Raw genomic sequence first — 10806 nt, 5'->3', positions numbered from 1 at the left:
GCTAGAAAACTACTTCTTACCGGGTGATCTCGAAGCCCAGATCGAAACCTTCGTCGATCATTACAATCACCAACGCTACCATGAAAGCTTGAACAACGTCACGCCCGCCAACGTCTACTTCGGCAGGGACAAAGCCATTCTACAGGAAAGAGAAAGGATCAAACGAAAGACACTCGAAGCGCGGCGCTTGCATCACGGACAACGCGCCGCATAATGCAACCAACCAGATGAGCCAAACTCTCTCTTAGTTCAAGCCGCCATTGGTTCCAAAAACCCTGACGACGGGCACTCAAGAGAGGCGGCCGACTTATCAGTTAACTCTAGAGTTTAGAGATGATTCCCGCAGTATAATGCTGATTCATGATTGCCATTTTGTAAGCTCCACCGGCCCACTAATGTGTCGCCTCGTCCACCAAATGTTATTCACTCTCACTGAGTGTGAGGTGTTTCAAAAGATAAACATCATCAGATCTCGCTTTAAAGTCGAGATTCCAGTCAAAAGATACATACACTAACGCAGTTTCCAACTTTTCTCTTCGATTTCTATTTCAGTCACGAACGCACTCAAAGAAATGCCAAGCCCGTCGCTCAGCCGTTTGAGAGTGTCTAGGGTTGGTTGATGTCGGCAGCTTTCGAGTAGCGAGATATATCGCATACTCCGACCGGCCCTGTGGGCGAGGTCCTCTTGCGATAGCCCTGCTGCTAACCTGTGTCGGCGGAGGACCAATGCGAGTGCGTTGAGCAGAGAATCTGAGGTTGACGACGCCATTTGCTGAGAAAGCAGAGAACACGGGCTTGCGACTATGAAGTAAACTGTGAATAATGAAGTATGCTGTGAGAAATTGCCATTGTGCCTTAGCAAAGGTCGATCCGACATCACCTCAGGTTGAACAACCGCTGAAAAATATACGAAATGACTGAAAAACCACTTTCCAAGCAAGAACTAGTTGCTCTTTTTCATGAGGCCATGCGGGAAATATTAAGTGCGGTCGTAGCCGAGGCCGGCACAGCGCCTCGCGAAACTGACGAAAATACTGAGCCAACTGAAGTGAAGAGGCAACGTGGCAGGCCAAGATCGCCTTATAAAGGGCAATTGCACTTGTTGGTTTTGCCTGAAGATCGAGATTGGTTCAAATCGATGGCTCTTGGTCGCGACATTACGAACGGTAAAATGTTTGGTCTGTTGAGGTCGTGTTTTGAACAAAACGAGGCCAACGGTGTGCTCGAACTTGAAACATCAGATCTCAAGCAAAGAAAAGTTAGGAACGATTGACCGCAAATCCGTGAACCGTCTAAACAGGCAATAAATGTCGGCATAAGGACTCAGGCTCCGATCTTCGAATATCTGGCGAAGCACAACGAGAAGCCCAAACCGAATAGGTGGACCAGAGGTTCACCTCATGAGGGTGCCAAGCCAACAATATGCACTGAGATCTGAATGGCAGATCATTCCCAAGCAGAAAGCGGCATCGCATTCAGTTCGGCAGGCACTGATCTCCATGTCGGCATATGCCTGTCCATGAGAGACAAAAATTAATCCCTGTGGCGGTCAGAAACCAAGTGAGCAAGCTCGTGAAGGTATTTCAATATGCAGAACTTCCCGCTTTTCACGATTACTTGTCCTTTTCCTTTCGCATTGTTGCCATTTGCCAGTCTGGCAGTGAATATCCGTTGTGAACGAAGGCCCCGCCGACCTCATACATTTGTGTCACGGTCAACAAGGGACGTGTTGGGGGTAGTCACTTAATGGTGTGGATTTTTCCACAAGCGGTCGTTCCGAAAATGGGCTTCTTGCCACGTGCAGCAGCGAATTTATTGCAAAACTTGAACGGGCAGGGCGGGTGCAAGGTATACTCATCAAAACTGTCGCACCAAATGAACTTAGAGTGATTCATGGATTTACTGTCACTTTTGTGGGTCTAGATGTCCTGAATGCAACGAAATAAGCATCTAAACCATCGAACACACCATATATCAAAGAAACGCTTGGCATGAGCTAACGCGCCTTAGGGCACGAAAACGTGCGATCGGGCTGGGTGTTTTACGGCGCGATGAATGTTACGCCGGGAATGCGAGCGACAGTGCCCATGTCATCTTCGTAAATCTCGGTCATTGCGTCGATGTCACTGTCGATCCAGCCGGGCGCATCAAGTTCTTCTTCGATCGCATCTTCGACCGCAAATTTGTCAAGAAAGGCCGCGATTACGCGCCGGATCTGTATCTCGGTCAGGTCCGGATGATCTTTGATGTAAGCGTCAAACCGTTCCGCGCCTTCTTTTGACATGATGTCGTAGAGCAGATCGAAGGCGCCGATGATTGGTTGCCCATGATCGAGCCCCGCCATTTCGCGCATGATTTCAGACCAAATCATTGGCATGTCTTCGAAACACCAGACAATGATTTTGACGGTTGGGGCGGCGGCGCGGATCGCAGTCAGCGTGTCGGACCATTTAATATCTAACGGGTTAGCGCCACGCAGAAAACTATCCATGTCCTCCTGTGGTGCTTGTTGAAAAAGAGCTGGCAGCAGAGTTGCCGGATTGCGCAGCGCCAGAAAAAGCTCAAATTCGTCATGTTCAAAAAGTGCAGCGAGTTGTGCGACACGCTCAGGTGCAGATTCATAGATCACACCGTTGCGCACACAGGCGCGGGGCGCGCCAAATAAGAACATCTGGCTCAGGATCACCCGATCCGCGTTTTCTTCCTCCAGAATCAAATCAAACAAAACATCCCGGGCATCAGGTGCAGGCGGGGCGTCTTGCAGGGCGGCCACGGTTTCTTTGAGCAGCGTGCGATACTTGCCCGGTCCGGGGACCGTCACACCCCGGTTGGAAAACTCCTGCGCATTGCGCAAGAGACACCGCAACAGCCGATCTTCTTCGGTAAAATGTGCGCCTGCATGCAGGACCAGTTGCATTTGAGTTGCCTTTGAGTTCTGTGACTGGGCTTGCTGCAAGGTATAGTGGAAATCCGGCGGGATAAAACCTCTGCCTGACATGCATATTTGATCTTGCCACCATCTTCGCTTGGCATTAGAGACACGCCGAAATGCCCCTATAGCTCAGCTGGTAGAGCAACTGATTTGTAATCAGTAGGTCCGCGGTTCGAGTCCGTGTGGGGGCACCATTTTATTCCAGTAAATTGTTGTTTTCGTGGGAAAAAAGTATTTAGGCTCCTTGCTAATCCACCCTATCGCCCACCTTTTCAACTTTGCTAGGGCAGTGGCACATCATCAACCAAGTGAGAAAACCGCTCCATGAAAGCCACCGCAAAGGCGTTGTCAGATGCACCTTCCCAATGGTCGAGCTCGTACAGCAGCCGCTCATAGGTCTTTTGGTGCATCCCTTTCGGCTTATCGCCCCACGGGTCACACGGCCCGGTCATCCATCCAAGACGTTCACGGATTTTGAAGGCGCGCCGTTGATAGCGTTGAAACGGCTTTTCGCGCTGGGATGGGTAAGCAAGCTGGTGGCAATGTCTGCACGCGAATATCCGTCCACCATAGAGCTTTGCCACCCGCCGCCCGCATTCTTGCGCTGGGCAGGCGAACCACACGCGATGGCCACCGTAGTGGCATGGCTGGGAAAGCAGGCGCACGGGGTAATCGTGGCTCTCCCATTCGTCGCCATAGTCTCCGCTGCGATAAATGAGCCTGACCAATCCCTGGTCGGCCCTTACGTCGATGCCAGCAACCTTCTCACCTTCAATGGACCATTTCCATGAAGTACGCTGTCCCGGCGTCAGCAGGCCCTCACGCGCCCACCGCCGCACATCAATGCTGCGATAGTCTGCCGTGGTGCTTTTCGTGTTCCAATGCCAGTGTCGTCCGCTGCCGATGCCGCCCATTTTCGCCTCCGTATTTTGTCGAAATCATAAACGGATTTTGATTGCTTGCGAAGGCAATGTTCACTTATTGTTCTGTGTGTGATTTGGCCTAACTCAGCTCCGAGAGAACTAGCCTAGCCCCGAAGACTTCAATCAGTTTCCGCGCCATGTCAGGTCTTGAAAGCCGATCCACACTGTTGGCCTCAGTTCCAAATCAGAACTGCATAATCTATTTATTGGCTTGCAAGCAGACAAGCGCCCTTCCACTTACAAGACTACACTTCAGAGAAAGAACCAAAAATGGCGTCGAACAATCGTTTTCAACGGCTTGCTGGCGAAACTTGGAACGCTGCATTCAGCGCCTTTAATAAGGTTCAAAAAACTTCATACGGCGTTACTGACTGGACGAAAGTGCAATTCGAGGAATACCTAGATTCTCAGAAGCCCTTGGATGACACCAATTGGTTTGGACGCGCGGCCGATGCCTGTGAACACCTGTCAGATTGTGTCGTCAACGAGAGTGGCTGGACGAAAAAGGTTGCTACAGTTGCCACTAGTAAGCTTGCTGGCGCCGCCGTGCCCGCCTCGCTTTTCTCGGTTGCTGCACTTGTTGGAACAGCTTCAAACGGCACGGCAATTGCCAGTCTCGGTGGTGCGGCTTTCACCTCGAGCGCTTTAGCTTGGATTGGTGGCTCGGTAGCAATGGGAACATTGGTTGTGGGTGGCGCTGCGGTTGCAGGAGCGGTAGCTGCGCCGTTCGCAATCAAACCACTCGCCAACAAGTACCTTTTGGGCCCAACGCGCCACATCGACGACTTGTCCCAGTCAGAAAAGCAACTTGTCGATGCGTGTAGTGCGTTGGCTTTAGGGTTGCGGCAGGCAGAAAGGGGAGAGCTGGCACTCAGCGCAAAAGAGGCTGCGGCCCTGAACGAAGACGCGCTTGCGCCGCTTGTTGAGAAAGCGTCCGAAGTGCTGCTGGTCTCACAAGAATGGCCAATCATGCAGCGCCGTTGGTTTAGAAATGCTTTCACCGAACTGAGCTTTGTGCGTGGCTTCGCCAAACATACATCAACGTTAACTGAACCGCTCATAGTTGGCGTTGGCTCAGCGCTCATTTTCAATCTGTTGTCCGAAGGTCCGCACGAATTCGCTCTGGCGGAACAAGACATGCTGGACGCCATTCGGCGTTCATCCAATGAACTGTCTGAAATGACCAACGAACAGATTGCCGAACACGTTCAGGCGTTCTCACCCGCTCAGCTACAGGGCTTCAAAAACAACGTAAAAGGCATCGCGCACGAGTTACAATTCGCAAGAGCGGAAAACAGTGATGGCGACGAGTTCCGCGTGGAATTGTTTGAAGCGACCAACCATCCTGGAGCAGACGTTCAAATCATCAACACAGAAACAAGCGAAATCAGAGAATTCCAGCTTAAGGCCACGTCGTATGGGGCCTATGTCGAAGCACATTTTGAGAAGTACGAAGATACGCCCGCAATGGTCACATCAGAGGTCGCCGAGAAGCATGGTTTTGCGTCGACTGAAATTTCCAACGAACAGCTATCTCACGATTTCGACAGCGCGACTGAAAARCTGACTTCAGGCGCAGAACCGGAAATTCTGGACACAGTTGCCTTTGCGGGAATTGTGTCGCTGGCCAGAAATGTGCGAGTGCTTCTGAACGGCGATGCCATGAGTGAAGAGGCGCGCAAGACCGCCGTAAAACGCAGCATGCAAGCTGGCCTCATTGCAGGAATTACAGAATTGATAGTCTGATGCTGCGATAGGCTGCCGTGGAGCTTTTCGTATTTTTGTTCCGCACTCACGCTTGTTTGCATTCCATGCTGAAACTTTGGATGCGCTAGTTTTCTATTTAGAGTTAATTGATCAAGCCATATACTCGAGCCTGAGAGGTCGACAGCCAACGGATTTCCTCTGTCGGAGTATCGAGTGAATCGATAACAATCTTAGAGTCCACACCACTCGCCTCGAAATGCTTTACACGCAATGACAACAAGTTCTGGGTTGTCGCTAGACTCATCTCGTCTCCATCAACAGACATTGCATGAACGCCAAAACGTGCATTATCAGAATAGTATCGTTTCACACCACCAGCATATAGCTCGACGCACGCAGATGCACATGCTCCGTCAAGGGAGGTCGCCACATCATTGTTGCGCAGGTATGCGCCTGCCTCGATGGCTTCGCCTAATAAGCCTCCATTTGATTCTTCGATGACAAAGTAGTCAAAATCACCATATGATTTGACGTCTTCAGCAAAACCTTCTGCGACTACTCCATTAAAGTACACTACCGTACCAACTGAGGTGTCCTCCACGCGTAGTTCATATAGCGTATTGGGTAGCCCGGGAACTGGGTTGTCCATTCCAGGGACCGGAGCTTGCTTGGGTTCCGGTTGGGGTTCTGAAAACGCGTACGGCTTCAGGTTGTCCAAGCAATTCTCAACAATGGCATTAGCTGCCGCTTTTGATCCGTGTAAGGAAAACCAATAGAACTCTTCCTTTTCGCCGTACTCGTGGATTGACAGCCTCAGACCCTGACGGATTTCATAAAGAAGCCTATCGACGTTATCTTTGTCAGCTATGTAGTCGAGATCAACAAAGAGTGAGTGGTCATAGCCATCGGCTGGCATGTCCCAACGTCCGTAGTTGTCGATCTGTAGCTGGAACTTGTTTCCATCGGTCCAACTGCTGTAGTCCGCCTTTTCGTCGTACAGATGGAGTCTAGCATTTTCGTTGCCGTCCACAGTTAAACTGAGCGATAGACCATCATTTCTGATCTGCATCGAACAATTATTCCAGCCATCGCTTTCGTCGAAATTGTATACGACCGTCCAGTGTTTGTATGAATGAAGAGTAATCGTCTGGATTTCCGCGTGTACTGAGCCAGCCATTGCCAAAAGTGCGATTGTGAGTAGAATTTTTTTCATCATTATTTCTCCAATAGCCGGTTACCTGAAATCACCAAGATACGTCAAAACTACGTCATTTGGTTGACAGCCCAAAGTTCTTATTGCCAGCCCCACTCAAGTGTCATGTGTCTTAAGAGAAATTTAAGTCAATTCGGCAGGAAGAGCTTTGGACGTTTTGCCAAAAACCTTTGAATCCCAGCCAACCTTCGGCCCTTCTCTTTCATCCAGTTGCCTGTTTGCAAACCATGTTGAAAGTCGGGGTGTTTTGACTGGGGCTGGCCTTCGCGCAATAAGTAGAAAACCTCTTCGTCTAGCAGCGCATCGCGGATCCGGGCATTGAAGTAATTGCCACCACACATATAAATCTAATCACTCCGACATCTTTCAAGCGCTGTGTTTTTCTAAAGCGTATCAAAACACTAATGTAGAACCCCATTCAGCCTTGAGGTGGCCTTCAAGATTAGCCGACGATACGTTTTCTGCATTGATTTACGTCAACTGCTAGGCTCTGGACTCATAACCAAAACAACACCGCTGCCGCGAGGGCGATGGCAGACAGGAAGATTACAGGGCATCTGTCGTAGCGGGTCGCGACCCTGCGCCAATCCTTCAGCCGTCCGAACATGTTCTCAATCTTGTGACGGCTTCGATAAATCTTGGTGTCATGTTGGATGGCGTCTTTGCGGTTCAGCCGCGATGGGATGCAGGGTTTGATGCTCTTTTCTTTCAAGCCCTCACGGAACCAATCGGCGTCATAGCCGCGATCCGCCAGCATCCAATCGGCAGCAGGCAGTGAGGGTAAGAGCGCCCGTGCGCCGATGTAATCGCTGACATTCCCTGCAGTCAGAAATAGTTTGATGGGACGACCCACCGCATCGGTAATGGCATGGAGTTTCGAGTTCAGCCCACCCTTGGTGCGGCCAATCAGGCGACCACGCCCCCTTTTTTAAGCCCCATGCTGGAGGCCGTTCGATGGGTCTTCAGGTGGGTCGCATCAATCATTAGTGTGCTTGTTGCATCGCCTTGAGCGGCCAATTCGGTCAGGATGCGTGCAAAGACGCCCATCTGGGACCATCGCGCCCATCGATTGTAAAGCGTCTTATGTGGCCCATAGTCTGATGGAGCGTCTCGCCAGCGCAAGCCATTGCGAATGACATGGATGATGCCACTGAGAACCTTTCGGTCGTCAGCACGAGCAACACCACGTGGCTTTGGGAACATGTGCTTGATGCGGTTGAGACGCTCTTGGTCGAGCCAGAACAGATGCGACATGGACAATCCTCCTGTCGCACATGAATCACGTTAAATGGGTGAATGGAATCGATCATCGCAAGGGCCGCTATCCATCGCGATCCAGTCATCCGATAAAAAGAGTCAGATGACGGCGCTGAGCCCAAAGCGGCAGGATTGAAATCGTTTCCTTCGCAGGTGCAGCAACAAAATCGACTCAACCCATCAGTTGCACCGCAGCAAGAAACGCGGTCGTTGGTTGTAACCGCAGCGAAAATTGAAGAGCCTACGACCGGGTTACGGACAAAGCCGCCTGATACCCGTGCTGAGTTTGCACGTTAGTCTTGGCCACTCACAGCCATGCCAGCGCAAAAAAAGGCGATGTATTAACACCGCCTTTACCAATAGGTTATGTTTGATGGCACACTAGGCTTTCTTTTTGCGACGCTTCACAGCTGCCAAGCCACCCACACCAAACATTAATAGCCAAGCTGCCGCCGGAAGCGGAACCGTTGAAATGCCTATGTCGTAGGTAGCCCCAGGGCTACCATTTTGGCCATCAATTTTAAGAACGAAATTACCAGCGGTCCCAGTATAGTCGATTTCACTCTGTGTGCCGGCACCAAATGCTGCCGCAGTAATTGTGTTAGAGAAAAGAAGCGAGTTGTCTGACGCATCAAATATTGAGAAAATCGCAGTCGTTGTGTCAGCGTTGTCAGCGAAACCTCCAACAGGATCTGTGATATTCGAACTGTCAAAATACAGCTGGTCATCGATTGGCAAATCAACAAAACGGATAAACCATCTGGTGTCCGTCTGGAATTCCCACGTATCCACGGCCGTCACGATCCGACCTGCAATACCTACATGGGATCCAGCAGCGATGAGACCCAAATCGCTTTCACCGCTAATGTCCCCCGTTGCACCGGGACGGTTGTCCGAACTCTCGATGTAAATTGGATCGAACGTGGCAGCCATCGCGCCACTTGCGGGCAAAAGCACCGCGCTCAAAGATGTCGAAGCGAGGGCAATAGCACCTGCAACTAGTAAAGATTTCAAACCCATTTTTATCCTCTTGAGATACAAAGTGCATGCGCGCTCAAGAAAATCGAAACACTAACAACACGCACCCAGAAGTAACCAAGGCATAGCTTCTCGGAATAGGTTTTGGGGCGGGTAAATGGATATTGGGGCAGGTAAATGGATATCCTACTCACTCTTTCGTATAGGTGAGCCACCGCTTGCTACAGGTAGAGCTGCCTTTGAGCGATAGGTATTTGATGCCAGCTTTCGGGACGTCGAACCAACCCATTATTTGGCTATAGTTGAATTTTCGGTCTTGGATTGGCTGCCATGCCTCCAATTAAGTTTTGCATTTCAATCAGCGCTCCCAGCCCTCGGTCGCCATGATTTCCTGAGCCTCCTCAGACACAAGAAAATCTAGAAATGCCTGCGCCTCCAGATCGGCCCGCGGCGAAAGAACGATGTTTACATCGCGCCAAATCGTTCGCTCGGGAGCAAGCTCAATCATTTCAAGGTCCTCTTTGGTCAATGGCCAGTTTGGCCATGTGATCCAGGCATCTGCGCGTCCTTCAGAAATCTCAGCGTATCCGGCACCCGACCCCAAGGCAAAAGATTGAATGTTCGCGCGCAATCCTGCGATATCTTCCAGCCGCCCTAGACGACCGGCCACATCCTCCCAAGTGCCCGTGCCGGATGTGTTGTAGACACCCGCTCCCTCAGTGACGACAATGCGAACACCCTCTCCAAGTAAATCCTCAAAACTCTCAATGCCCAAAGGATTTCCTTTGGCCACCGCAATAATAGTGGGACGGATATAGATCGGCTCAACATTATCTGGATCGAATGCTGTATATGTCAGCAGGAAAGCGGTCATAGATTGTTCGGACGTGCCCCATAGAATATCTGCTTGGGATTGTGCTTCCGCAGTCCAATCGGCCTCTGGGCCGGCGACTACTTTGACTTCAGTCCCAGTCCGTTCGGTCCAAACTTTTGCCACACTGCGGAACGCTGTGTGGGGGCCGCCAGCACCATACAAGCGGACAATACCATCACCGGGCGCATGTTCAATTTCTGGATCATGGAAAGCTGTCTCGCCGCTCCTTTCGGCTGCTGTATCGGCCAGAACCGGTACAGCAAGAACTGCCAAGGTCAAAGACAGGTTGCGAAAACAACTCATGAAACAACTCCCGGTTTGCTGCGCTCTTAAATACGCAACCAGGAAATCCCTGATTTGGCATCTCGCGCACTAAAAATTTGTAACGCCTAAAGCACGAAAGACAACAAATTGTTGAACCACATACAATCTTGCAAAAGCCCATTCACTATCTCTTTGAAGCAGATGTTCGTGCGCCTGGCAGAATTCGACATTTTGGGCTCAAACTACGGAATTGTGCAACGCGGCGAAGGTCTGGTTTCGGGAACATGGAGTGTGCGATTGTGGTTCTATTTGCCTTCGGGGCAAAGTGGCCAGCTCACTCCAGGAGATCAAGTTCCTCAACAATTGCGTCAAGCGTACCAAATGACCGCAAAGTCCGCGTCTTTCCAGTTCATCCGGGTTGCGGCGAAAGTCGGCAAACCCCTGAACCAGTTCTCTGTCTGTGGTTAAGTCAAGTGTGTTAGGTTCTGTGTCTTCCGGGTCCGTGGTTCTCTACGAGGTCAGGGATTATCCTGCCTCCTGATGGCGTACGGGACTGATCTGCCAAAATGTCACTCACGAGGTTGGGAGTTGCCCACCTCAGCCGGTTGGCTGGCTCGATCTGCCTCCGTCCCGGAGGACGTCGAACCTACCCCTTGTC

12 protein-coding genes and 1 tRNA gene are annotated in these 10806 nt (G+C 50.9%); 5 read left to right on the top strand and 8 right to left on the bottom strand.

All coding sequences use genetic code 11. The features are described 5' to 3' along the window. On the top strand, positions 1–214 hold a 214-nt coding region (locus DHN60_RS22090; protein WP_159089347.1), incomplete at its 5' end, for an integrase core domain-containing protein. Positions 215–511: 297 nt separating this feature from the next. On the opposite strand, the gene DHN60_RS22085 is transcribed toward DHN60_RS22090, so the two are convergent. Further along, on the bottom strand, positions 512–769 hold the full coding sequence (locus DHN60_RS22085; protein ID WP_108839454.1) for a helix-turn-helix domain-containing protein: 258 nt from the start codon (positions 767–769) through the stop codon (positions 512–514). Positions 770–913: 144 nt separating this feature from the next. On the opposite strand from DHN60_RS22085, the gene DHN60_RS22080 reads away from it, so the two are divergent. Further along, positions 914–1273 (top strand): hypothetical protein, encoded by a 360-nt coding sequence (locus DHN60_RS22080; RefSeq protein ID WP_108839453.1) that lies wholly within the window; start codon positions 914–916, stop codon positions 1271–1273. A gap of 768 nt (positions 1274–2041) precedes the next feature. Here DHN60_RS22080 and DHN60_RS22075 read toward each other — a convergent pair. Then, positions 2042–2917 (bottom strand): hypothetical protein, encoded by an 876-nt coding sequence (locus DHN60_RS22075; protein WP_108839452.1) that lies wholly within the window; start codon positions 2915–2917, stop codon positions 2042–2044. A gap of 133 nt (positions 2918–3050) precedes the next feature. Here DHN60_RS22075 and DHN60_RS22070 point away from each other — a divergent pair. After that, a tRNA-Thr gene (locus tag DHN60_RS22070) sits at positions 3051–3126 on the top strand. Positions 3127–3213: 87 nt separating this feature from the next. Here the strand turns inward: DHN60_RS22070 and DHN60_RS22065 are convergent. Beyond that, complete coding sequence (locus tag DHN60_RS22065; RefSeq protein ID WP_108839451.1) at positions 3214–3846, bottom strand: hypothetical protein; 633 nt, start codon at positions 3844–3846, stop codon at positions 3214–3216. A gap of 279 nt (positions 3847–4125) precedes the next feature. Between DHN60_RS22065 and DHN60_RS22060 the strand changes: the two genes are divergently transcribed. Continuing rightward, a complete protein-coding gene (locus tag DHN60_RS22060) occupies positions 4126–5601 on the top strand; it encodes a hypothetical protein (protein WP_108839450.1) in 1476 nt (491 codons plus the stop codon). Positions 5602–5704: 103 nt separating this feature from the next. On the opposite strand, the gene DHN60_RS22055 is transcribed toward DHN60_RS22060, so the two are convergent. The 5 genes from DHN60_RS22055 to DHN60_RS22035 form a co-directional block, all read right to left on the bottom strand. Then, entirely contained in the window at positions 5705–6778 is a 1074-nt protein-coding gene (locus DHN60_RS22055) for a hypothetical protein (protein WP_108839449.1), read from the bottom strand. Positions 6779–6903: 125 nt separating this feature from the next. Then, the gene (locus DHN60_RS22050) at positions 6904–7116 is read right to left on the bottom strand and encodes a hypothetical protein (RefSeq protein WP_108839448.1); all 213 of its coding nucleotides are present in this window, start codon (positions 7114–7116) and stop codon (positions 6904–6906) included. A gap of 155 nt (positions 7117–7271) precedes the next feature. Further along, positions 7272–8029, bottom strand: a protein-coding gene (locus tag DHN60_RS22045) for an IS5 family transposase (protein ID WP_108839447.1) whose coding sequence is annotated in 2 segments (ribosomal slippage) — positions 7272–7693 and positions 7693–8029 — 759 coding nt in all. Because the reading frame shifts where the segments join, the coding sequence is not laid out codon by codon here. Between the two features lie 384 nt (positions 8030–8413). Continuing rightward, positions 8414–9052 carry a VPLPA-CTERM sorting domain-containing protein gene (locus DHN60_RS22040; RefSeq protein WP_108839446.1) on the bottom strand — a complete coding sequence of 213 codons (639 nt, stop codon included), beginning with the start codon at positions 9050–9052 and terminating at the stop codon, positions 8414–8416. A 316-nt stretch (positions 9053–9368) separates the two neighbouring features. Beyond that, positions 9369–10187 (bottom strand): substrate-binding domain-containing protein, encoded by an 819-nt coding sequence (locus tag DHN60_RS22035; RefSeq protein ID WP_108839445.1) that lies wholly within the window; start codon positions 10185–10187, stop codon positions 9369–9371. A 162-nt stretch (positions 10188–10349) separates the two neighbouring features. On the opposite strand from DHN60_RS22035, the gene DHN60_RS22030 reads away from it, so the two are divergent. After that, the gene (locus DHN60_RS22030) at positions 10350–10616 is read left to right on the top strand and encodes a hypothetical protein (RefSeq protein ID WP_108839444.1); all 267 of its coding nucleotides are present in this window, start codon (positions 10350–10352) and stop codon (positions 10614–10616) included. The last annotated feature ends 190 nt before the right edge of the window (positions 10617–10806 follow it).

This window comes from Tateyamaria sp. Alg231-49 (assembly GCF_900143535.1).
Taxonomy (GTDB): domain Bacteria; phylum Pseudomonadota; class Alphaproteobacteria; order Rhodobacterales; family Rhodobacteraceae; genus Tateyamaria.
The sequence above is the reverse complement of the archived record's forward strand: the minus strand, read 5'-3'. Positions and strand labels throughout refer to the sequence as shown.

Coding starts and splice junctions, on each gene's coding strand:
- DHN60_RS22050 (WP_108839448.1), bottom strand. CDS start 7,116: ATGTGTGGTGGCAATTACTTCAATGCCCGGATCCGCGATGCGCTGCTA.
- DHN60_RS22040 (WP_108839446.1), bottom strand. CDS start 9,052: ATGGGTTTGAAATCTTTACTAGTTGCAGGTGCTATTGCCCTCGCTTCG.
- DHN60_RS22055 (WP_108839449.1), bottom strand. CDS start 6,778: ATGATGAAAAAAATTCTACTCACAATCGCACTTTTGGCAATGGCTGGC.
- DHN60_RS22075 (WP_108839452.1), bottom strand. CDS start 2,917: ATGCAACTGGTCCTGCATGCAGGCGCACATTTTACCGAAGAAGATCGG.
- DHN60_RS22065 (WP_108839451.1), bottom strand. CDS start 3,846: ATGGGCGGCATCGGCAGCGGACGACACTGGCATTGGAACACGAAAAGC.
- DHN60_RS22035 (WP_108839445.1), bottom strand. CDS start 10,187: ATGAGTTGTTTTCGCAACCTGTCTTTGACCTTGGCAGTTCTTGCTGTA.
- DHN60_RS22085 (WP_108839454.1), bottom strand. CDS start 769: ATGGCGTCGTCAACCTCAGATTCTCTGCTCAACGCACTCGCATTGGTC.
- DHN60_RS22030 (WP_108839444.1), top strand. CDS start 10,350: ATGTTCGTGCGCCTGGCAGAATTCGACATTTTGGGCTCAAACTACGGA.
- DHN60_RS22080 (WP_108839453.1), top strand. CDS start 914: ATGACTGAAAAACCACTTTCCAAGCAAGAACTAGTTGCTCTTTTTCAT.